Raw genomic sequence first — 23441 nt, 5'->3', positions numbered from 1 at the left:
ATTCAAATGGAGAAAAATATTGTTTCTTTTACAAATAATACGGTGACTAAGGAACTTCCGATTCAGATTAATGTGGAGAATGTCAATATTTTTTATGGTGACAATCATGCGGTTAAAGATGTCAATCTTCCCATTCATGAGAAATCAATTACTGCATTAATCGGACCGTCCGGATGTGGAAAATCAACATTCCTCCGTACAGTCAATCGAATGAATGATTTGATTCCTTCCGCGCGATGTGAAGGAACTATCAGCTATAAGGATGTTAATATTCTTAATCCGAAGTTAGATGTTGTTCAATTGCGAAAAGAAATAGGCATGGTATTTCAGCAGCCCAACCCATTTCCAAAATCAATCAGTGAGAATATCCAGCTTCCGCTTCGATTTGCCGGAGTACGCAATAAGAAAACATTGAAGGATGCTACGGAAGATTGTTTGAAGCAGGTCGGACTTTGGGATGAGGTAAAGGATCGCCTGGACCGTTCGGCAACAAGTTTATCCGGTGGTCAGCAGCAGCGTCTCTGCATCGCCCGTGCACTCGCATTGAAACCGGATGTTATTTTGCTTGATGAACCGACATCCGCGCTTGATCCTGTTTCCAGTTCAAAAATTGAAGAACTGCTGCTTGAACTAAAAAACAGCTATACCATTATTATCGTAACCCATAACATGCAGCAAGCAGCTCGAATCGCGGACTATACGGCATTTTTTTACCAGGGTGAGTTAATTGAATTCGGTCAGACGAGAACTTTATTTACAAATCCTGAAAAGCAAAGTACATCCGATTATATTTCTGGACGCTTCGGCTGATCGGTCAAGCTCATTGCTGAATCTTCTGTTTAAAATTGTTATGATAAAGAGAGTAGCAAGGAGTGGTGTGTTTGGCAAAGAAAATTATGGTTGTGGATGATGAGCCGTCAATTGTGACACTGTTGTCGTTTAATTTGAAAAAGTCAGGGTATGATGTTCTTACTGCAACAAACGGCACGGATGCCCTGCAGCTTGCAAGAGATACGCGGCCGGATTTAATTGTGCTTGATTTGATGCTTCCGGGTATGGACGGTATGGATGTGTGCAAACAGCTTCGGCAGGAGAAACAATTTATTCCGATACTGATGCTCACGGCTAAGGATGACGAATTTGACAAGATACTTGGTCTGGAATTAGGCGCGGATGATTATATGACGAAACCCTTCAGTCCGAGAGAAGTGGTGGCCCGTGTAAAAGCTATTTTAAGGCGTACGGAGCTTGGCAAGCAGGAGCAAAATGAAGTGCTTGCGATCGGTGATTTAAAAGTGTATCCGAATAATTTTGAAGCGGTTTTCAAGGGTGAAGAAATGATTTTGACCCCAAAGGAATTTGAACTTCTGGTGTATATGATGGAGCATAAGGGCAGAGTGCTGACACGTGAGCAATTGCTTAACGCGGTATGGAATTATGACTTTGCAGGTGATACGCGGATCGTTGATGTTCATGTCAGTCATCTTCGTGAAAAAATTGAGGACGTAACGCGCAAGCCGCTGTATATTAAAACAGTTCGAGGGTTGGGTTATAAATTTGAAGAGCCAAAGGTTTGATACAAGAATTTGGGTGCGGTGGGGATTTGTTCTCATATGTCTGTTCTTCATCGTCTGTGTTTCAAATGAAGTGATTCAGGTGGCTCTTCTTCATGACGATCTGCGAACGATGAACACGCGTGCCAACTCGGTCGAATCAATTGTCGTTCCGCATGGGCAGGTTTTAGCGGCCGAAAATAAATCGGTTGTTTCTCAATTTGCCCAGAAAGAACGGATACAGATTGCCTTTTACAATGAAAATCGAAAATTGATCTTTGCAACAGCAGGCAAAGAGAAGAATACGCTCGATCAGATGGACGGCATGCATCAATCGGGCGATTCTTTAATATACATAAAAACGTTGAAAAATGACAGCCGACCAGATGTTTCCCTGAAAATTACCGGACCTAAGACAACCATTGTCGGTCTTAATCTGGTTTATTTCTTTTTTGTTGCGCTCGGCATTGCGGTGCTCGCCTATCGTGATTATTTAGTCCGTTCCTATTCAAGACCGATACGTTTTGCCGCACGAATGGGTGAGAATCTTCTTGAAGGTTCTTATAATATGATTGCTTCGGATTCGGTAAAAAGGGAAAGCATATTGCGTCTTAACCTGGCGATGAACCGTATCTCGGATGCGATGCACGAACTTCATCGATCGTATACACGGCAGCAGGACAGCATGTCAACCTTGATCGAAAATATAGGAAACGGTCTGATTTTCATTGATGGGGTCGGACGCATCAATTATGTCAATCAAACATTTAAAGAAGATTTTCAGACAAGCGCATCGCATTGGGAACTCGCTGATTATCATGAAGTGGTTCCCTATGAAGAAGTTCGGGAACTCATTGACGAGGCGTTTGAAACAAAAGAAAAATTAGTGCGGCAGCTGCAGCTTTCGGTTCATATCGAACGAAAACACTTTGACGTGTCATGTGCACCAGTTTTGAATAAACATAATAAAGTAAGAGGAATTGTGGTTGTTTTCCACGACATCACCGCCATCAAGAAACTGGAGAATACACGTAAAGACTTTGTCGCCAATGTCTCTCACGAGCTCAGAACGCCCGTCACATCACTGGTCGGATTTGCAGAAACGCTCATTGACGGAGCAATAGACGACAAAGAACTGCGGGATCAATTTTTACATATTATGCTTCACGAAGGACGGCGCCTGCAAAGCTTGATCACTGATTTATTGGAGTTGTCGAAAATCGAGCGAGAACATTTCAAACTCCAATTGAGTCAGGTTTCATTAAGTAATGTGCTGGATAGTGTGCTGTTCATGCTTAAAGGTAAGGCAGAGGCTAAAAAGATACGCCTAAGCCATTTGCAGGGTAATGAGGGACTCATTATGGGCGATGCTTTTCGTATTCGGCAAATCATGATTAATCTGATTACCAATGCAATTTCGTATACTCCGGAAAATGGAACTGTGTCCGTTTCCATTCACGAGCGTAAGCAAGAGGCCGATTTCATCGTTGCCGATAACGGAATGGGAATCGAAAAAGATCAGATACCTCGCATCTTTGAACGATTTTATCGTGTGGATAAAGCCAGAAGCAGAGACTCCGGTGGTACCGGACTGGGACTTGCCATCGTCAAGCATCTGGTTGAGGCACATGGTGGTCGAATTCATGTAGACAGCGAACTCGGTAAGGGATCGACGTTTACGATCACCTTTAAAAAATCTCCATCTCTGATTGGATAAATAACCTGTGTTGCTTTAGAATATAAGAAGAAGCAACACAGGCTTTCTTTTGCTTTCAGGAGGAACATGATGAAAAAGTTAGTTTTAATTGATGGAAATAACGTTGTATACCGCGCTTTTTTTGCTTTGCCGCTGCTTAGCAATAATCAAGGCATGTATACCAATGCAGTCTATGGCTTTACGATGATGTTAATGAAGGTGATTGAGGAAGAACAGCCGACACATTTGCTTGTTGCTTTTGATGCGGGTAAGACGACCTTCCGTCATGAAACCTATAAAGAATATAAAGGCGGCCGCCAGAAGACACCGCCGGAATTGTCGCAGCAATTTCCGCTTATTCATCAATTGCTTGATGCAATGGCGATCAAACGCTATGAACTTGACAATTACGAAGCAGATGATATTGTTGGAACGCTTGCTCGGAAAGCCCGTAATGAAGGTTTTGATGTCCGGATTGTGACAGGAGATAAAGACTATCTTCAGCTTGTTGATGAAGACGTAAGGGTATCCTTAATACGCAAAGGAATCACCGATACTGTTGATTATGGTGTGGAAAAAGTTCGCGAACGCTATGGGATCGAGCCGCGGGAAGTGATTGATCTGAAGGGGCTCATGGGCGATGCATCGGATAACATTCCGGGTGTACCCGGTGTTGGAGAAAAAACAGCGATCAAACTGCTCAAACAGTTTAAAACCGTTGAAGGCGTTTATGATCATATTGATGAAGTGTCAGGAAAAAAGTTGAAAGAGAAGCTGGAACTCAATAGAGAACAGGCATTGCTGAGCAAACGAATTGCGACTATTGATAACGATTCGCCTGTGACGGTGACGACAGAATCATGTGCATACACGCATGAATTCAACGATCAATTGAAAGATTTATTTCGTGAGCTGGGCTTTCAGTCTCTTCTTGATAAATTGGACGCGAATGGATCGGAGAAAAATGAAACAGAGGCTGTTGCTATTTCGGTTCACACCGTATCCGAATTTTCATCCAAACAACTGGTATCTCCAAGTGCGCTGATTGTGCAGATGCTTGATGAAAATTATCATTATGGAGCAATCAATGGATTTGCAGTCGCAAATAACACGGGTACCTATTTTATAGAGACCGAACACGCACTAAAAGACGAACGTTTTTGCAAATGGCTGGAAGACCCTGAAAAGAAAAAGGTACTGCTTGACAGCAAGCGAGCCGAAGTAGCTTTAAAGTGGCGGGGGATTTCGCTGAAGGGCATTTCCTTTGATGCACGTCTGGCCACCTATTTAATTGATCCGTCAGAAGCTGGACAGGATTTGGCACTGCTCGCTACGAAACGCGGCATTTCGAATATCGAAACCGACGACGCGTTCTATGGGAAAGGTGCAAAAAGGAAGATACCTGAAGAAGATGGCCAAGCGCAGCATCTCGGCAGAAAAGCAGCCGCGCTGCTGCAGTTGGAACCAAAATTAATTCAGGAACTGGACGAGAATAAGCAGAAGAAATTGCTTTTTGATCTGGAACTGCCGCTTGCCCGGGTGCTTGCAAAGATGGAATTTACAGGGATTAAAGCGAGCGGCGAAACCCTGATTGCGATGGGTGATGAACTTGATCGAACACTGGATATAATTGAACATGACATTTATTTGATGGCGGGTGTTTCCTTCAATATTAATTCACCAAAGCAGCTGGGCGAAATTTTGTTTGAGAAACTCATGCTTCCACCAATAAAAAAAACGAAAACAGGTTATTCGACTGCGGCAGATGTTCTTGAAAAGCTGCGCGGCCGCCATGAAATCATTGACAGGATTCTCGATTTTCGCCAGCTTGGTAAATTAAAATCAACATATGTAGTAGGTCTGCTTAAGGTCATTCATCCGAAAACCGGACATGTGCACACCTGCTACAACCAGGCATTAACGCAAACCGGTCGACTCAGCTCGACCGATCCGAATTTGCAGAACATCCCGATCAGACTTGAAGAAGGCAGAAAAATCCGCAAAGCATTTCTTCCAAGCAAAGAGGGCTGGCAGATTTTCTCTGCAGACTATTCACAAATTGAGCTGCGCGTTTTGGCACATATTGCTGATGACGAGAACTTAAAGCAGGCGTTTATTGACGGTATGGATATCCATACGAAAACAGCGATGGATGTATTTGGTGTTGAAAAAGATGAAGTTACCTCACTGATGCGCCGTCATGCAAAAGCAGTAAATTTCGGAATTATTTATGGAATCAGCGATTACGGACTTTCGCAGAATCTGGGAATCACTCGCAAAGATGCGGCGCGATTTATTGAGAAATACTTGCAAAGTTATCCGGGTGTTCAACATTATATGGAAAGTATTGTAAAAAAGGCAAGATCGGAAGGATATGTGACAACACTGCTCAACCGTCGGCGCTATTTGCCGGATATTAACAGTCGAAATTTTAACAGCCGGAGCTTTGCTGAACGCACAGCGATGAATACACCGATTCAAGGCAGCGCGGCAGATGTGATCAAGAAAGCGATGATCCTTATGGATCAACGGCTTAATGAAGAAAAATTGAAATCGCGGATGCTGCTGCAGGTGCACGATGAATTGATCTTTGAAGTGCCTGACCAAGAACTAGAAACAATGAGCAGACTTGTGCCGGAGATCATGGAACACGCGATCCAATTGAGCGTTCCGTTAAAGGTTGAGCATTCCTTTGGACCGACTTGGTACGACGCAAAATAAAATCACAGAAACATAGAGAACTTAGGGGGGAGTCGCTTGCCGGAATTACCAGAAGTGGAAACTGTGAAGAGGACCTTAAATGAACTTGTTCTTGGAAAAACGGTGAAGCGTGTCGAGGTACGCTGGCCGAATATTATCCGCCGTCCAACTGATATTAATCAATTCAAGGCTCAGATGATTGGCGAAACGCTAATGGATGTACAGCGCCGCGGGAAATTTCTGCTGTTTCATTTTAATGATCGTGTGCTTGTATCGCATCTGAGAATGGAGGGACGCTATCTATTGGACCCGGAAAGTGAACCGCTTGATGCATATACTCATGTGATCTTTCATTTTACCGACAATACGTCACTTCGCTATCGTGATGTACGTAAATTCGGTACCATGCATCTCTTTGATAAGGGAGATGAGGGGAACCATCTGCCGCTCTCCAAGCTTGGTCCTGAACCTCTGTCTGCTGATCTGAACGAGGCATATCTTGCGGCCGTCTGCCGAAATACGAAGCGTACAATTAAACAAGTACTGCTTGATCAGACGATTGTCGTCGGACTCGGGAATATTTACGTTGATGAATCCTTATTTAAGGCCGGTGTCCACCCGGTGACTCCCGCATGTGTGCTCACCGGCGATCAACTGGAAAAAATCATGAAAGCAATCGTTGAAACGCTGAGCGAAGCTGTTAAACTGGGAGGCAGCACAATCCGAACGTTTGTGAACAGTCAAGGACATATGGGCCTTTTCCAGCAGCAATTAAATGTGTATGGAAGAACGGGTGAGCCTTGCATATGTTGCGGTACGCCAATTGAAAAAATAAAAGTCGGCGGACGCGGGACGCATTTCTGTCCGGTTTGCCAGCCAAGAGGTTCGAAGAAATGAAGAAAATCGGATTGACAGGCGGGATTGCAAGTGGGAAAAGCACCATTTCACACTGGCTTGTGCAACATGGTTATCCGGTCATTGATGCCGATAAAATTTCACGTGAAATCGTTGCTCCGGGAGAACCAGCGCTTGCAAAAATCGCTGAGCAATTTGGAAAAACGATGATTTTGCCGACAGGCGAACTGGATCGAAAAAAATTGGGTGCTCTTGTCTTTCAGGACACCAGGAAACGACGCCAGTTAGATGAACTTCTTCATCCCATTATTCGTTATCGGATGAATGAAGCATTGAATCAACTTGAAGAACAGGGTGTCCAAGCTGCGTTTTTGGATATCCCGCTTCTTTACGAAAATGGTCTGGAAACTTGGGTTGATCAAACATTGGTTGTCGCTGTGTCTGAAGAAAATCAGCTGCGCCGGCTCATGACCAGAAACAAATTGACTGAGGATCAGGCGCGTGCACGCATCGCTTCGCAGATCCCGTTACTTGATAAAGTGAAACGGGCAGATGCGGTGATCGACAATAACGGCTCCATTGAGGAATCCGAAGCCCAGCTCCGTTGTTTTCTCAGCCGATGGTCGTTTTTGAATCAGACATGACCTATACTTGCCTACCTTTTCATCCGTTGCCATGTAGGATACAATAGATTTATCGAAAACAGCAGCGAATGGAGTGAAAAGAAAAATGCGCTGTCCAAGCTGTAAAAAAATGGCGACGAAAGTGCTTGACTCCCGTCCCGTTGACAATGGACGGGCGATACGCAGACGCAGAGAATGTGAGTTATGCCATCACCGGTTTACGACCTTTGAAAAAGTGGAGGAAACTCCTTTAGTGGTCGTGAAAAAAGGAGAAACGAGAGAAGCCTTCAGCCATGAAAAAATGCTGCGCGGGCTTATAAAGGCTTGTGAAAAGCGACCGGTTCCTCTTGAACGGCTTGAACAGCTTGCGAATGATGTGGAAAAGCAGCTTCGAGATGAGGGGCACTCGGAAGTGAACAGTCATGAAATCGGCGAACTTGTGATGAATGAATTAGCGAAAGTGGACGAGGTTGCTTATGTCCGCTTCGCTTCAGTATATAGACAGTTTACGGATATTAACGTATTTGCAAGGAAGATTCAGGAATTGAAAGATCAATTAGAGAATGAAAAAAACAGTAAAAAGTAAGAGATTGAGGAAGGCCGGCGGAGAACGGATCCTTGATTTCTGCGCAAGCAGACGCAGAGCGGGGGAATGAAAATGATGCAGTCGTGGAAAGAAGTGCTGCCGGGCGATCATTATCGTGTGCTGACGAATGGGCTGCTTCATCCTTTTGACCAAAGAGTTGTTACGTGCCTTTACCAGCCTCTGATCGGTATCGAGGCGGTAAGTATGTACTTCACTTTTTGGCAGGAAATTGATGACTCGGAGGAATTCCTGACGCATCATCATCTTATGGGCGCGATGAATCTGCCTTTGGATCGATTACTGACCGCACGAAAAAAATTAGAGGCCGTCGGGCTGCTGCAAACCTTGAAGAAAAAGGGGGCAGCCCCCGGCCGATTTGCCTATTATCTCGAACCGCCTTTGACACCTGAGTTATTTTTTAAAGACGGTTTTTTAAATTTGTTTTTATATCGTCAGGTTGGCCCGAGAGAGTACAAACGGCTGAGCCTCCTTTTTGAAAGCAAATCGATCATCATGGATGACTATGAAGATGTATCCGCTCATTTTGACGATGTGTTTCAGTCACTGCCATCTGCAGAAACAACGGATGGCAGGCTAAATACACCGCCAACCGGTTCTTGGGACGCGCGTGCCGAACCGCCGAAGATCAGTTTCAGCAATCACTTTGATTTTAAGAAAATGCTGACGTACCTCTCTGACGCAATTCTTAGCGAAGATGCTCTGACTGATGAGGTGCGGCTTGCCATTGATAAGCTGGCGTTTGTCTACCAAACTGATCCTTACGATATGAGCCGAGCGGTACAATCGGCAGCGCTCCATACAGGCACGGTGGACATCGCTGCGCTGCGAAAAGAAGTACGTGACTTTTATTTGCTTGAACATGGCTCGAACGAGATGCCTGCGCTCTATGAACGGACACAGCCGAAAGCAGAACGGAAGATCGTCGACAGAGAGCCGCAGACTGCGGAAGAACAGCTGATCGCATGGTATGAACGAAACTCCCCCTTTCAGCTGCTTGAAGCACTTGGGCAGGGAAGCAAACCGGCCGCGCCTGATTTACGTTTAGTTGAAAATCTGATGTTCGATACGAAGCTCAATCCCGGAGTGATTAATGTCTTGATTGACTACATCTCTCAGGTGAACGATCATAATCTTAATAAGTCGTTTGTTGAGAAAGTTGCTGCACAATGGGCAAGAGCGAATGTGCGAACGGTTCCTGAAGCAATGGCTTATGCACGTGAAGAGCAAAGAAAACGAGAACAGCCGAAAAAGAGTACGGTATCAGGACAAATTCAAAATAAGCGACGAACGAGAAAATCACCTCAGAATGAGCATCATGAAGTTGTTCCGGAATGGATGAAAAATCCGAAAAAAACGGAGCAGCAAACAAAGGATAATGATGAAGCGGTAAAACAAAGAGCAAAATGGCTTGAAGACTATTTGAATAATATATGAATACTGAGATAAGAGAGGAGCGTTTGGATGGAACCGATTCATTCTTTTTTTAAAGATTTAGCGGCTCAGCAGGCGATGCAAGAAAAATGGGATCAACTGTCGGGAACGCTAAAGAATAATCCGGCTATCCGTCAATTCGCCGAAGAAAATCCGGAGATCAGTTCAGATGCGTGGACAAGAAGTCTGTCACGTCTCTATCAATTTGCCTCAGAACAGAAGCATTGTGCACATTGTCCCGGACTGGACCAATGTCCGAATATGATGAAGGGCTACCGGCCGCAATTGGTGAATGATAAGGGTACACCTTCGCTGACCTTTTCACCTTGTCCGCTACTTCGTGAACGCGAAGCAAAAAAACATCAAGGTGAGTTAATACGAAGCTACTATGTGCCCAAGGATATTTTAAGTGCCACATTTGCAACGCTCGACAAAGAAGAAGGCGGACGTCAGGAAGCTATTCTTGCAGCGGGCGAGTTCGTCAAGAATTACTTGACCGACCCTGCCGAGACGAAAGGGCTCTATCTATGCGGGCAGTTCGGGATCGGGAAAACATATCTTATGGGTGCAATCATGAATCGGTTGGCCGAAAGACGTCATATTGCTTCACTTATTGTCTATGTTCCCGATTTTTTCAGAGAAATTAAAGGCGCGATACAAGACAATACGGTTGATGCGAAGCTTGACGTGCTGAAGAAAACGCCGGTTCTTATTCTTGACGATATTGGAGCGGAAACGATTACACCCTGGGTGCGCGATGAGGTGCTCGGCAGCATTCTTCAATACCGAATGATGGATCACCTGCCAACGCTTTACACATCCAACTTTAATTATGACGAGCTGGAAGACCATTTTTCTTATTCGCAGAAAAGCGGCATTGAGAATGTCAAGGCCAAGCGTCTGATGGAACGGATTCGTCACTTTACGAAGCTTGTTAAAATGGAAGGATCCAATCGCCGATAATAAAAAGCTATTATAAAAAAAGTATTAGAATCCGGGTATCAAAAAATAATTTATCCATTGAAAGCATGAATGAGGACTTACCTCCATATAGTCTTAATATAAGTTGGGACGGGGAGGATGAACCATTGGAGATTGTTTTTGATACCCAGCAGGAGGCGGCAGATTTTTATCGCAGATTGCCTTCCTCCTTCAGACAAGTAACCGGTGTGCTGCTGATTAACAGTCGTTTAGCTGTTTTTCCGGAGAAAACGGCAGATTATAAAGAGTTTGCACAGCTCATTACGCGTTATATTATCGAAGAACATGAAAAAGATTGGATCATGGACATTATTAAGCGGTACTATTATTTTACCGAACCGGAAGAGCAGGTGGCGATCTTAAATATCGTTTCGGCTATTTTTGCAGGTGAGAAGAATGATCTGCCCCAGATGGCGACCCTTCAGGACCGGCGCGAAACGATTATGGAGTCTTTGGAAGGCATTCTGAAGGAGCACAATTCTTTTTCTTTTGAATCCATTATTCGCTTTCGTTTGACTGCTTATAAGAAAGCCCTGCGTCACTATGTCGAGATTGCGATTGACGAATATAAACTGGAACAAGAATATCAGGTTTTTATAGACAAGCTGAGACGCATTATCAGGGCCTATAAACCGCTCTGTGAAAAGATTGAAGTTTATGATGAACATCCGTTCCGGCTGTTTGACGATCATCATCGCCTGATTCGTAACGTACAATCGGTACGCTCCTTTTATCCGTTGCTGAAACAATGGGGCATCGAAGCTGAACCTTCGATTGTACTGTCCTTAATTGCGCTTGCACCGAAACAAGTGATTGTTTATACGGACCGTCCGGAGCATGGAATGATGAAGACCTTGCATCGCGTATTTGAGGATCGCGTCTGCTTTGTTTCCTCAACGCTGCATTTGAGCAGTGAAAATCGAGTATCGCAATAATCAATCGTTGATCAAGCAATAATTTGTCTCTTTTTCCATTTTAGGTTTACAATGCAACATTTACCATATATAATGAAGAAGCAAAAAAGAAAGGAGGTCATCAAGACATGATGACAATTGGAATGAATTCAACGGTATCATCAATTGAATATAGTGTCCGGGTGACCTCGGTGAATTCCTTATTACGCTAATGATCATAAATTTATGATAAGTATTGAATAAGAATAGAACCGCAGGGTCTCGAATGACTGCGGTCTTTTTATGCTCTTTTTTGACCGTACCGGCAATGCTGTCGTTACGGTCTTTTTTTGTCTTTTGGGTGTAAAGCGAAGCACCCGAGCTTCGCTTTTATATAAACCATTATTGCCATCGGAGATGCACCGCATGACTCCGAACGGTGATATCAACAACGAAAACGAAAGGATGAAGATTATGTCAACAGCAAGCGCAAATCTAAGTATGCCAATTGAAAAAGATGGGATTTTCAAAGAAACATTAATAAATAGGGAAGGAGGGAATAGCCTGATGAAGTTTAACCTATTTGCTTTGACCTTTACGATTACTGTCAGAAATCCGAGAACGCCGCGTGAACGCTATGAGGATCGCAGGCGCATTGATGCGTTGCGAAACAAAATGCTTGATAAACGTTTTGAATACGGACGTCACATTTGGTAATTGTCATCACTAAAAAATAAATGAGGAGGAGATTTAAATGATAATCAAAATGATTCTAACAGCTCGCGGACGTTTCGGAAAGGGTACACATTTTCTTTGACTGCGCTCCGCTTTGATTGATTGAATCGATGTGGTACGATAACAATAGATGAAGGGAGTGGGCGTTGATGAAGAAATTTCTTGTATTGCTTGCAGAAGGATTTGAGGAGACGGAAGCAGTAACAGCGATTGATGTACTTCGTCGTGGCGGGGTCAAGGTTGTTCTTTGCTCGCTTGCCTCGACGCTGCTCGTGGAGGGCTCAAGGGGGATCGTTGTCAAAGCTGATGTAAGCATCGACAGTGACGGATTGCTTGATTTTGACGGGATTTATCTTCCGGGAGGCGTTAAAGGTGCGACGACGCTGCGTGACGATGAACGTGCCCAGAAACTGATTCGTTCCTATAAACAGAACGAAAGACTTGTGGCAGCGATTTGTGCCGCCCCAATTGCCCTGGAACGAGCCGGCGTGCTGAAAGGCGAAACGGCGACAAGCAATCCGGACTTTAAGGATCATATAAAAGATGCGACCTATAGTGAAGATCCTGTCGTCGTTTCGGGTAAGGTCATCACTTCCCGAGCTGCCGGAACGACGCTCCCGATCGGCCTGGAAATTTTGCGGCAGCTTGGCTTGGAAAAGGAAGCGGAGAAAGTGAGCCACGATATGCTGTTCGATTTCCTGATGGAAAATCGCGAAAAGGTACGTTCATAAGTAAAGTGAACCTTGCAATAAGGGTTTCGGCATGGTATAGTAATTAAGGATTAACAATGAGTAAAGCAGAGGCGCCCGGCTTCTCACCTGTTCGACGCAGAAATGCTGTTGCCAGGTATGAATTAAGCAATGAATAGTCAATACGGGCGTTTTTACGCCCGTATTTTTGTTTGCTCACTCAGCCAGCGGTTTGCTCAAATTAATTTGGAGGTGGCTCAATATTAGCAAAGATATGATTGTCAACGAAGGTATTCGTGCGCAGCAGGTTCGTCTGATTGGTCAGAACGGAGAACAGGTCGGCATTAAGTCGAAAGCGGAAGCACTGGTGATGGCTCACAATGTGAATCTTGACTTGGTGATGGTCGCGCCGGGCGCGAAGCCTCCGGTTTGCCGGATCATGGATTATGGTAAATTCCGGTTCGAACAACAGAAAAAAGAACGTGAAGCGCGAAAGAACCAGAAAGTCATTAATTTAAAAGAAATTCGGCTTAGTCCGAGTATTGAAGAACATGACTTTAATACGAAAATGCGCAATGCCAAGAAATTTCTTGAAAAAGGCGATAAAGTAAAGGCTTCCGTACGATTCAGGGGCCGCGCGATCACGCACTCCAACCTTGGACGACAAGTGCTTGAAAAACTTGCTGAGGAATGTGCGGATATCAGTGTTGTCGAGGCAAAGCCGAAAATGGAAGGACGCAGCATGTTTCTCGTGCTTGCGCCGAAAGCCGAGAAGTAATACAGTAATTTAACGGAAACAGCTCTATTAGCGATTTCGGCTGCTATGAGATGCTGATCTTACTAGGAGGATTTTTTTATGCCAAAAATGAAAACACACAAAGGTGCCGCAAAGCGTTTCAAGAAGACAGGTACCGGCAAGTTCAAACGGGAACACGGTTTCACGAGTCATATGTTCAGCCACAAGTCGAATAAGCAAAAACGTAATCTCGACAAGAGCACGATTGCAACTTCAACTCTGGCTAAGAAGCTTAAGAAACTGATCAACGATTGATTTTAACCGATGTACTAAGATTTATTTTTTAATGCCGTTCCGACATGCGGGCGGCTCATTCTAGGAGGTTTATACAATGGCAAGAGTTAAAGGCGGCTATGTGACTCGTCGCAGACGCAAAAGAGTACTTAAATTAGCAAAAGGCTATTTCGGTGCAAAACATAAATTATTTAAAGTTGCCCAGCAACAGGTCTTCAAATCCCTGTCCTATGCATACCGTGACCGTCGTCAGACAAAGCGCAATTTCCGCAGACTGTGGATCGCGCGTATCAACGCGGCGGCACGTCTCAACGGCCTGTCTTACAGCAAGCTGATCAACGGCTTGAAGGTAGCAGGCATTGAAGTAAACCGCAAGATGCTGGCTGATCTCGCCGTTCACGACGAAGCAGCATTTGCGACACTCGCAGAAAAAGCTAAAGCAGTTGTTAAATAAGAGATTGAACAAACAGCGTCTCTGCATGCTTAATGGCATGCAGAGACGCTGTTCTTCGCAAGGAAACAGGGATACAATCAATTTTACAGAGCACATACAAATCCAGAATCGCTCGATGACGGTAAAATCTTACCCAAGCAGTTTCGATTTTTGGGGATCTTCTCGGTAATACCGCGCCTGAGCATTCCACAGTTTATAATATTGGCCATCTTTATCTTGAATCAATGTGTCATGGCTGCCACTTTGGATCAGTTCACCTTGATCGAAGACAAGAATATTGCCACAGAAGCGACAGGATGAAAGCCGATGCGAGATATAGATCGCAGTTTTGTCACCGGCAATCGCCTGGAATTTGGCATATACCTCAAACTCAGCAACCGGATCTAATGCGGCGGTTGGCTCATCAAGAACAACGAATGGGGGAAATAAACAGCGAGGTTCGTCCTGTAGTTAACGTCCCATAACGCTCGTAAAGCTCGTTTTCTGAGATCGGATCAAGTGCTGCGGTCGGTTCATCGAGAATCAGAATTGGCGATTCCTTATACAAAGCACGTGCAAGCAGCATCTTCTGAAGCTCACCGCCGGAGAATTGTACCGCCTGTTCATGGACCTCCTTCACCATCATTGAGTCTAATCCATGTTCGAGACTGTCAATTTTCTCTTTGAAGCCCGCAAGTTGCAGGCAACGCTCCATTTTTTCCTTATCAATTGCTTCATCAATCTTGGGTGCGATATTGCGTGCAATTGAAACAGGCAGGATGTGAATATCTTGAAAAACAGCTGTAAATAACGTGTAATATTTATCACGATTAAAGGAGATCATCTCTTTACCGTTGATCAAAATGTGACCGGATGTCGGTTGGTAGAATCCGCACAGTAATTTGATGCAGGTTGTTTTGCCAGCACCATTCAAGCCGGCCAATGCAACTTTCTCTCCTGCATTAATATGCAGGCTGATATCATTGAGAATTTTCCGATTGCTTCCAGGGTAGGAGAAGGAGACGTGATCGAAAGTGATCGAACAGGGCCAGGTGTTTTTCAGAGGTAGCGCTATTCCCTCTCCGCGGTTGGCTGAATCTTTCATATCCAGATAATTGCGGACATCGCAAATTTCAAGACTCATATGCTGAACTTAGTTAAACCGGTCAGCCAAGTGGAAAAACCCCGCAATCGTTCCAAAGAATAAAGTGAAATTCGCAACCGAGAGATGACCATTGATAACAAGATAAATAAGATAAGCGTAAGCAACACTATCACGGCAAAGTGCCATTACGCCGATGGCGCCATCGGAAAAATAGTGACACAACGCAATTCGTTTGAGCCAAATTGTTCGGTTATGCATCAGTCCGTCAAATCGTTCGCCAAACCAAGAGGTCATATGGTAAAGTCTCAAATCCTTACCGGTCGAATAGTCGTCGCATTCACGGATCAGATAGTCCAGTTTACTTTCAGTCGGTGTCTAATCGTCTTTATGCAAATGTTCATAGACTTGCGCATGACGGGAAAAAAGAAAGCCGCCGAGCGCAGTGATCAGCAAAAAAACGATGACCAACGAATTCAACGTGGCAAGAACGCCGCCGTAAAAAATAATTCCAAACATATTGGCGGCAAGGCTGACCAATGCCATAATGATTGCTTCTGTTCTCTTACGGTTGCCATTTGTTGCCTGATGCGCTTTTTCTAACTTGTTCTGACCCTCGGGACTCTCAAGGTTCCCATAATCTGTATCCATCATTTTCCGCTGCATGGGTACGATATAGTTGATTCGATGATAGGTGGCATTCCATGACAGCCAGGCATCAAGAGACCGTCCCACAACATTCAAAACATGATCGCAAGCGTCATGAGGCCAATCACTGAAGCAAAATGCAAGGGGCTTACTTTTGCAGTCAGACTGTCAATTACGAGCTTCGGCATCAAAATTCCCAGAAATGGGAGTAAAACAAGAAAAGGAACGCGCACGATTGCAGCAAAAAGGAATTTCTTGTTCCAATGTCATAAGTTTTTTAAAACGTAACCAATATTTTGCGGTGTTGAATAGCTCGGTTTTACTTCGGATTTATTCATGAAGTCTCAACTCCTTACGACTTCAAATTAGCACAAGAATGATGTCTAAAGAAAAAGCGTGCACGAATGGCACGAACTGAACCACGAACGGCTAATATCAATTGTATGAAAAGTTCCATCTGCATCCCTTCTTAAGCTAAAGGGGAGCACAGCTTAGCTAATCGGTGCCATCAATATAGTTAAAGTGGCAACATGATTTCGGTGGCAAACACCCCGGGCTCATTTTGGCGGTTGAGATAGCCCTCATACTTTTTGCCTGCGCGTTTTCAAAGAGTTTAAGGGTAAGCGCCCGTTTGCTTTTTCTTGCCCATTCTCTAACGAGTGTTGCTAGGTATTCTCTTTGCGTGTTGTCATCATCACAGATTGCGATATTCATCGACTCCGGAATTATTAATTAACTTGATTATACAGTACCTTTATTTATTCAGCCAAGAGGTGTAAGGCGAAACTATACCGTCGTGCTGCTGGCGTTGAAGATTAGAAGCAGCGATTCATTTTGACTGCGTGATCATGAATTTGTATACTTAATAAAAATAGTTTTAGTAAGTGAGCAATCACAAATAGAATTTTGTTTTTTGAAGATCTTATTTTCTAATTTGTATTTTCAACTGATACAGAGTACTGTCGAAAATTGAGGCAGGTGTATTGTATAAAAAAATGAAAGAATGATCTGTATGCGAATCTTAGACAACGACAATAATCAGTCATTACGGGATATTATTTTATACCTAACAAAGGATGAGGCGAAAGAATTAAAAGACAGTTTAGAGAGCATGCTTAGAAAATTCGGAAATCATGAGCATGCTCATATTAATGATGTAGAATACGTACGAGAAATAACGGTGACTTTATATGATCAAAATGATCTGAACTCATTTGATGAACGGTCAATACAAGCAATACGTGAAGATAGATGATGGTCATTTGTCTTATTAACAGTCAACGCATCATGACAGATGGATTAGAGGATGTAGAGAAAACCAATAAAAAATGAAAAGGGGGAGGGATATGTTTGTCTCATTTGAATTAAGTATTTTGGACCATTATTATGAAAACCATGAATACAGCACAATTGAATCTGGCATATTCCATCTATTGGAAAATTAGATGAAAAGTTTTTACTGCATTAATATGTGATATCAAAATCAAAAAACGGGCTTGAATTGTCAAACTAAGTGCAACACCTGATTATAAAAGGCCTCAAAAGGAGTCTTCCATCCTAAACATTTGCGAGGTCGGTGATTTAATTCATTAATGACATGTGCAATGGATGCATTGCTGTCCTGGCTAAGGTCATGTCTTTTTGGAAAATACTCCCGCAGCAGTCCGTTGGTATTTTCGTTGCTCCCACGTTGCCATGGCGCGTGCGGATCGGGAAAATAAAACGTAATACCGCATGCCCTAGCCACTTGGGCATACCAAGCAAATTCTTTACCACGGTCGGGAGTTACGGTCAGCCGCTGATCACCGGGTAATTGGTTGATCAGCTCAATTAATTTCTCCTTCACACATTGGGCGGTCTTTTTAGCAGCCTTGGCGGCAATTAAAAATCGTGTTTTTCGATCTACAAGCGTTACCAGACATTCGGATCCGATCTTTCCAACGACCGTATCCGCTTCCCAATGGCCAATGACGCGACGTTCATTCGCTTCAGGCGGCCGTTCGTCAATGGAATGGCTATAGTGGATTTTTCCGCGATGTTCTTCATAACCCTTACGATGTCGTGATTTTCCTCGGTGCCGTAAGTGACGGGCGATTCCGCGTTGACCGGGTTGACGATTGGGTTCATCCAGAAGATGACGCTCAATTCCACGATAGATGGTCGTATAACTGATTTTTCAAGGACTATGATCTCGTTTAAGCCGTTGATCAATTTGTTCAGGAGACCATTGATGGGCGAGAATGAGCTGTTGAACCCAGTCGCGAAGTTCAGAATTCGCCAACAGGTGTTGACGGTGGCAGCCTTTCCGCCGTGTATGATACTTCGCTTCCGCCTGAACAGAAGAGTAAGTGCCGTCACTCTGTTGATTGCGTTTCATTTCACGACTGACTGTGGCTGGAGAGCGATCCAGGAGAGCCGCAATCGAGCGAATGGACTTGCCCAAAATGACATTTTTCAGTATGATTTCTCGTTCATATGGATTAAGATGGTGGTAGTGGCTCATCGTTGACTTCCCCTGTCTTCAATAGTTTCTCGCAAATCCTATTGTACAGGGAAGACTCAGCGATGGGTCCTTTAATTTTCTATGTGTTGCACTTAAAGTGTAAATTCAAGGGTTAAAAAATGCAGTAATGGATATTCCCATTGCATCAAAAAATAGTGAAAAGAAAGCTCCTTATTGGTAAAGCTTATGATCTTACCTATTATAGAAATAGTATTGTAGCTTTTGACCAATTAATTGACATACGTAAGGAAACCATTTTAGCAGGCGGTCGTTTAGTAATACAAGTTTAAAAGAAAAAATCTCATGAACGATCTATTAAAGATTGTCCCCGTCCAGATTGAAATAACTGATTCTGCATCAATTAAGGTTACTTCTGCATCTTCAAAAATGATAAGAGCTATTGTTTTAATGTTAGAATAGATATTAAGAGGCACCCATCTGAGGAGGCTTTTTGTGTTGATCAATGAACAACTGGCGGCAATCTATTGCGACTGGGAGAAGAAGCTGGAAAATAATCAGTGATATTTTAGCGACTCATTCGATTCAATAACACAAAACATGACTTCACCTGATGCTTTTTCTTATATCCCTGAGGTGGTTCAAGCAATTTTGGAGTTAAGAGACAAGACATTAATCTGGGAAACATTATATTTTTTAATTGAACTTTATCTTATAGCGGATACAACAGAAGTACATCTAATATTGATGAAGAATTGGCGACAGCTGGAAAGATATATTTCAAATTATGACGAAGTAAAAAAGACAGCATTTAGAGAATTAAAATGGCAGTTAAGATTAGTGAAATAAGAAAATAATAGTGACTTTGTTACAGAGGCGGTGATCGAACAATGGGTACAATCGAAATCAGGCCGGTTCATGACGATCAAGAATGGCAGGAAGCGCTTGACTTATGGGTGAACATTTTCCCGAAAAGCCGGGCCTTTTTTGAAGAAAGAATCCGGCTCGATCCGAATTGTCAGCAGCATCACACTTGGATTGCTAAGGTGAACGAGCATGTAGCCGGGGCCGTTCAGATTTTCCCCTTTTTTCTTTCTTATCTTGGAATAAGCCTTAAATGCGGGGGAATCGGAAACGTCGCGGCTTTGCCGGAGTATCGCGGCAGGCATTTAATTCGGACCATTCTGAATCATCAAACGGAGTGGATGGCTGCACATGGTTACGATTTGTCTCTTTTATTTACGGGAATCAATTCATTTTATGAAAAAGAAGGCTGGCAGACGTTGCCTATGGACGAACTCGTTCTGAATGTTTCTGATATTCTTGAAATGGCCGGGCGTCAGGATTATCAAATCCGGCCTTTTAACGAAACAGACTTAAATGCTGTGCAAGAGATGTATCGGCACTTTATTGAGCCGCTTTGCGGTGCAAGAATTCGAACAGATGCGTACTGGAAAGGGCAAATGGCCTGGAATCAGAAGCGCAAAGGCGCATTTCTGAATGCTTTTGATCATGATGAACTGGTCGCTTATCTCAGGTGGGAAGCATTCGATGAAAACAAAATCGGGTTGGTTGAATGCTGTTATTTGCCGGGGCATGAGGACGCGGTTGCTTCATTTATGTATCGTTTGAAAGAAAATTTATCAGAGGAATGCCGCCTTATGGTGCAGATGCCGGAACGTCACGCGCTTTGGCAACTGTTTCTGAAATGGAGTGCGCATGCCGAAACCTATAATGGCGCGATGTGGAGAATCCTGCGTGTCGATCGTTTATTTCAGAAGATTCAACCGGTGCTTTCCCAGAGACTGTCTCATTACGATGAAAGCGACAGATCATTACTGCTCAGAAGCGGGAGCAATGAACTGCTCATTCATCTCAGGAAAGGGGTTGCGAAGATTGAGGTCCCTGGAGATTCGGTTTCCTACTCAACGTCGATTGAGCGAAACTCCACTGAATTGCTAAGCGATGTGCTGCTTGGCACTTCAGTTCAGAAGCAACCCTATGCAGCCCTTTTTCCTAAAAGTGACTATGCTTTTTGGAAATCGGATCGATTTTGATTGGATGATTTATTATGACTCATCTGAAAGGCTTCCCCCGATAAAAAGATTAATTCCCTTATTTTCATAATTCCTGATCAGCGCTTCCGGCAATCCGTCATCTGTGATGATTGCCGCTACTTGGCGTGCGGGACAGATCCTGATTAGGGAAACCAATTCGAACTTATTGTGGTCGCCGACAGCGTATACTGTTGACGCATTATGAAACATTGCTGTTTTTATCTGGCTTTCACCAAAGCCATAATCAGTAATGCCGTCTTTAAGATTAATTCCGCTGAAACTCATAAAGAAAATATCGGCATGAAACTGAGCCATATATCTGGCGCTGGATTCGCCAACAAAGCACAGTTCGGAGTTTCGTAAAACACCTCCGGGCATAATGATAGTAAACCCGCTTTTTTTAGCGAGTTCATTTGCGATAATAATTGAATTCGTTAAAATAGTGAGCTTTTCAAAATGTTTGCCAAGGGAGCGAGCGATTTCTGTGTTTGTTGTACTGACGTCAAGTGCGATGGCAGCATCTTCATAAACAAATTCTGCACATTTCTCCGCAATTTTCTTTTTGTCAGTGATGTGGAGCTGTTCACGATCGACAAAGCTGACCTCTCGAACATTCTCGTTGTTTAAATAGGCACCTCCATGCACGCGGATCAGCATTCCCCCCTGTTCCATTTCTTCTAAATCCCGCCGTATCGTTTCACTTGAGACACCAAGCTCATCACAAAGCCACTTGTTTTTCAACGTTTTATAGCGTGTGATTTCAGATAGAATAAAACGCTGCCGTTCTATTTTTAACATGGTTTTATCCCTCCATAGTCGGAACAATGAATGTACATTAACTTTACCATCTGATGTGGGTTTCTGTGGGATTTATTTTATATCTTTACAAAGGCTTACCTCTCTTTACAATCGCTTAAAAGCCCATTTAGAGTCGCTTGTTATAATGAATCCGAAGCTAAGAAAAAAGTGAGGTGCTTGATTTTTGTGGAAAAACTTGTTTTGACACATTTGCAGAAAATCTACACTCAAAACAAAAAAACGGTGATTCATGATTTTAATCTGTCTGTTCGGGATGGGGAATTTATTGTGTTTGTCGGTCCTTCAGGCTGCGGAAAATCAACGCTGCTGCGCATGATCGCAGGCTTGGAAGATATAACCTCGGGTGAACTTTTTCTAAACGGAAAAAAAGCGAATCGGCTTCCGGCAAAAGACCGCAATCTATCCGTTGTTTTTCAAAATTATGCCTTATTTCCCCATCTGTCTGTATTTGAAAATATTGCTTTCGGTTTGCGTATCAGGCATTATCCGAAACAAAAAGTTAATGAAGCCGTATACAACGCGGCCGAAATGCTCGGGCTGCAGAGGCTGCTTCATGAAAAACCGAAGCAGCTTTCCGGCGGTCAGCGTCAGCGTGTTGCTCTTGGACGGGCCATTGTTCGTCAGGCAGATTTGTTTTTAATGGATGAGCCATTATCTAATCTGGATGCCAAATTGAGGACGCAGATGCGTGAAGAGATTCTTAATCTGCATCAAAAACTCGAAACGACAACAATCTATGTGACCCATGATCAAGTCGAGGCGATGACCATGGCGACGCGCATTGTGGTTCTTAAGGACGGACGGATTCAACAAATCGGAACACCGAAACAGATTTATACTGCGCCTGCCAATACCTTTGTAGCGACATTCATCGGCATGCCTCAGATGAACGTATTTCATGCCGCCGGCAGCGATTCGGCACGATGGGACGATTTTATTCCGCTTTCATTAAAAAAAAGCGATTCGTATACGCAGGGACGTGTGTTGCTCGGCATTCGCCCTGAAAACATTTTGGTTGCGGCAGATGGGCTGCCTGTGACGGTCAACTATGCAGAACTCATGGGCGCAGATACATATGTTCATGGCGAGATTGCCGGAACAGATAAGCAGATTGTTATTCGCTGCGAGCCCGATCGTGACTTTTGCTCCGGAGAAACCGTGTATGTCCGCTTTCCAGAAGACAAGTGCCATTTTTTTGATGCTGAATCTGGCAAACGATTAACGATTGAGGCGGCAGCGTATGAGGCATAGGATGCAAGGCTTTGGTTCATTCGCGTTATTTATTGGCGTGCCTGTGATTCCGCTCATCGTTTTTTGGTTTATTCCTATGTTTGTATCCTTGTGGCTGAGCTTTACGGATTGGGACTATATCAGCCCGGAGATTCATTACGTGCAGCTCGACAATTATGTGACGGTTCTTAAATCTCCTGATTTTCTTGGCGCGCTTTGGAACACATTTTTTTTCGCATTTTGGACAACGGTTCCGACCCTGATTATCGGTTTTTTGCTTGCCTTGCTGCTTCGTGTGCAAATTAAGGGACGCCCGTTGTTCAAGGCTCTGATTTTCTCGCCGTGGGTGACGCCAATGGTTGCCATGTCGATCGTCTGGTCATGGATCTACGAACCAAAAATCGGTTTGCTGAATCAATTCTTAGGCTGGCTGCAGTTGCCCCAACCTGAGTGGCTGCAAAGTTCAACGTTTGCAATGTGGGCAGTCATCATTGTCACTGTCTGGAAAAGCGTCGGCTGGTGCATGATCTTCTACTGTGATGCTTTAGGAAAAATATCAGATGAGTTCATTGATGTGTGCAAGCTGGAGGGGGCCACGATTTGGCAATGTATCCGCAAGCTTTATCTGCCGCTTGTCTCGCCGATCACCCTGTTTCTTGCCGTAACGTTAATCATCAGTGCGATGCAGGCGTACGATCAAATTCAGGTCATGACACAGGGCGGCCCCGCAGGCAGTACGCGGACCTTGCTGTACTTGTATTATCAGATGGCTTTTCAGCAGTTTAACATGGGACAGGCAACAGCAGTCGCTATCATTTTAGTTATCATTACGGCAGTCATATCGCTAATTCAATTCAGACTGTCGAAATATTGGGTTCATTATTGAACCGTTTGGAAG

At 43.9% G+C, this 23441-nt stretch carries 22 protein-coding genes, 1 pseudogene and 1 other annotated feature; of the genes and pseudogenes, 18 read left to right on the top strand and 5 right to left on the bottom strand.

Translation table 11 applies throughout. The annotated features are described in order from the left end of the window. The first annotated feature begins 6 nt into the window (after positions 1-6). The 15 genes from pstB (at position 7) to rplT (ending at position 14247) form a co-directional block, all read left to right on the top strand. On the top strand, positions 7-810 hold the full coding sequence (gene pstB / locus NIE88_RS03430) for a phosphate ABC transporter ATP-binding protein PstB (RefSeq protein WP_253059223.1): 804 nt from the start codon (positions 7-9) through the stop codon (positions 808-810). A 71-nt stretch (positions 811-881) separates the two neighbouring features. Beyond that, positions 882-1577 carry a response regulator transcription factor gene (locus NIE88_RS03425; protein ID WP_253058822.1) on the top strand — a complete coding sequence of 232 codons (696 nt, stop codon included), beginning with the start codon at positions 882-884 and terminating at the stop codon, positions 1575-1577. Beyond that, entirely contained in the window at positions 1558-3270 is a 1713-nt protein-coding gene (gene pnpS / locus NIE88_RS03420) for a two-component system histidine kinase PnpS (protein WP_253058820.1), read from the top strand. Before NIE88_RS03425 ends, pnpS begins: the two co-directional genes overlap by 20 nt. Positions 3271-3339: 69 nt before the next feature. Next, the gene (gene polA / locus NIE88_RS03415) at positions 3340-5970 is read left to right on the top strand and encodes a DNA polymerase I (RefSeq protein WP_253058818.1); all 2631 of its coding nucleotides are present in this window, start codon (positions 3340-3342) and stop codon (positions 5968-5970) included. Between the two features lie 36 nt (positions 5971-6006). Next, positions 6007-6846, top strand: coding sequence for a DNA-formamidopyrimidine glycosylase (gene mutM / locus NIE88_RS03410; protein WP_253058816.1), 840 nt, complete (start codon positions 6007-6009; stop codon positions 6844-6846). Further along, on the top strand, positions 6843-7448 hold the full coding sequence (gene coaE, locus NIE88_RS03405) for a dephospho-CoA kinase (RefSeq protein WP_253058814.1): 606 nt from the start codon (positions 6843-6845) through the stop codon (positions 7446-7448). The genes mutM and coaE overlap by 4 nt, the downstream gene beginning before the upstream one ends. 85 nt (positions 7449-7533) lie before the next feature. Then, positions 7534-8013, top strand: coding sequence for a transcriptional regulator NrdR (nrdR, locus tag NIE88_RS03400; RefSeq protein ID WP_253059221.1), 480 nt, complete (start codon positions 7534-7536; stop codon positions 8011-8013). A 72-nt stretch (positions 8014-8085) separates the two neighbouring features. Continuing rightward, positions 8086-9468 (top strand): replication initiation and membrane attachment family protein, encoded by a 1383-nt coding sequence (locus tag NIE88_RS03395; protein WP_253058812.1) that lies wholly within the window; start codon positions 8086-8088, stop codon positions 9466-9468. A gap of 27 nt (positions 9469-9495) precedes the next feature. Continuing rightward, entirely contained in the window at positions 9496-10428 is a 933-nt protein-coding gene (gene dnaI / locus NIE88_RS03390; protein WP_253058810.1) for a primosomal protein DnaI, read from the top strand. A 125-nt stretch (positions 10429-10553) separates the two neighbouring features. After that, entirely contained in the window at positions 10554-11381 is an 828-nt protein-coding gene (locus NIE88_RS03385; RefSeq protein ID WP_253058808.1) for a putative sporulation protein YtxC, read from the top strand. Positions 11382-11906: 525 nt separating this feature from the next. Then, positions 11907-12056 carry a YrzI family small protein gene (locus NIE88_RS03380; protein ID WP_253058806.1) on the top strand — a complete coding sequence of 50 codons (150 nt, stop codon included), beginning with the start codon at positions 11907-11909 and terminating at the stop codon, positions 12054-12056. Between the two features lie 167 nt (positions 12057-12223). Further along, positions 12224-12805 carry a DJ-1 family glyoxalase III gene (locus tag NIE88_RS03375; RefSeq protein ID WP_253058804.1) on the top strand — a complete coding sequence of 194 codons (582 nt, stop codon included), beginning with the start codon at positions 12224-12226 and terminating at the stop codon, positions 12803-12805. Between the two features lie 57 nt (positions 12806-12862). Then, positions 12863-12981, top strand: a sequence feature (ribosomal protein L20 leader region). A 56-nt stretch (positions 12982-13037) separates the two neighbouring features. Next, positions 13038-13541: a translation initiation factor IF-3 gene (gene infC / locus NIE88_RS03370; RefSeq protein ID WP_253058802.1), complete on the top strand. Its 504-nt coding sequence runs from the start codon at positions 13038-13040 to the stop codon at positions 13539-13541. A 78-nt stretch (positions 13542-13619) separates the two neighbouring features. After that, positions 13620-13814, top strand: a complete 195-nt coding sequence (rpmI, locus tag NIE88_RS03365) for a 50S ribosomal protein L35 (RefSeq protein WP_253058800.1) — start codon at positions 13620-13622, stop codon at positions 13812-13814. A gap of 76 nt (positions 13815-13890) precedes the next feature. Continuing rightward, positions 13891-14247, top strand: coding sequence for a 50S ribosomal protein L20 (rplT, locus tag NIE88_RS03360; protein ID WP_253058798.1), 357 nt, complete (start codon positions 13891-13893; stop codon positions 14245-14247). Positions 14248-14650: 403 nt separating this feature from the next. Here the strand turns inward: rplT and NIE88_RS03355 are convergent, their stop codons facing one another. From NIE88_RS03355 to NIE88_RS03340, 4 genes and pseudogenes are all read right to left on the bottom strand, one after another. Next, positions 14651-15331 carry an ATP-binding cassette domain-containing protein gene (locus NIE88_RS03355; protein WP_290446302.1) on the bottom strand — a complete coding sequence of 227 codons (681 nt, stop codon included), beginning with the start codon at positions 15329-15331 and terminating at the stop codon, positions 14651-14653. Between the two features lie 48 nt (positions 15332-15379). Then, positions 15380-15625: a hypothetical protein gene (locus tag NIE88_RS03350; RefSeq protein WP_253058786.1), complete on the bottom strand. Its 246-nt coding sequence runs from the start codon at positions 15623-15625 to the stop codon at positions 15380-15382. Between the two features lie 81 nt (positions 15626-15706). Beyond that, positions 15707-16072 (bottom strand): hypothetical protein, encoded by a 366-nt coding sequence (locus NIE88_RS03345; protein ID WP_253058784.1) that lies wholly within the window; start codon positions 16070-16072, stop codon positions 15707-15709. A gap of 1408 nt (positions 16073-17480) precedes the next feature. After that, positions 17481-18479 (bottom strand): annotated as a pseudogene (locus tag NIE88_RS03340) (IS30 family transposase). Positions 18480-19327: 848 nt separating this feature from the next. Between NIE88_RS03340 and NIE88_RS03330 the strand changes: the two are divergent. Then, positions 19328-20494 (top strand): GNAT family N-acetyltransferase, encoded by a 1167-nt coding sequence (locus tag NIE88_RS03330; protein ID WP_253058780.1) that lies wholly within the window; start codon positions 19328-19330, stop codon positions 20492-20494. 12 nt (positions 20495-20506) lie between these two features. On the opposite strand, the gene NIE88_RS03325 is transcribed toward NIE88_RS03330, so the two are convergent. Next, a complete protein-coding gene (locus NIE88_RS03325) occupies positions 20507-21292 on the bottom strand; it encodes a DeoR/GlpR family DNA-binding transcription regulator (RefSeq protein ID WP_253058778.1) in 786 nt (261 codons plus the stop codon). 186 nt (positions 21293-21478) lie between these two features. Between NIE88_RS03325 and NIE88_RS03320 the strand changes: the two genes are divergently transcribed. Further along, entirely contained in the window at positions 21479-22564 is a 1086-nt protein-coding gene (locus NIE88_RS03320; protein WP_253058776.1) for an ABC transporter ATP-binding protein, read from the top strand. Next, on the top strand, positions 22554-23429 hold the full coding sequence (locus NIE88_RS03315) for a carbohydrate ABC transporter permease (protein ID WP_253058766.1): 876 nt from the start codon (positions 22554-22556) through the stop codon (positions 23427-23429). The genes NIE88_RS03320 and NIE88_RS03315 overlap by 11 nt, the downstream gene beginning before the upstream one ends. Positions 23430-23441: the final 12 nt, after the last annotated feature.

This window comes from Sporolactobacillus shoreicorticis, from assembly GCF_024125445.1.
GTDB classification, from domain to species: domain Bacteria; phylum Bacillota; class Bacilli; order Bacillales; family Sporolactobacillaceae; genus Sporolactobacillus; species Sporolactobacillus shoreicorticis.
The sequence above is the reverse complement of the archived record's forward strand: the minus strand, read 5'-3'. Positions and strand labels throughout refer to the sequence as shown.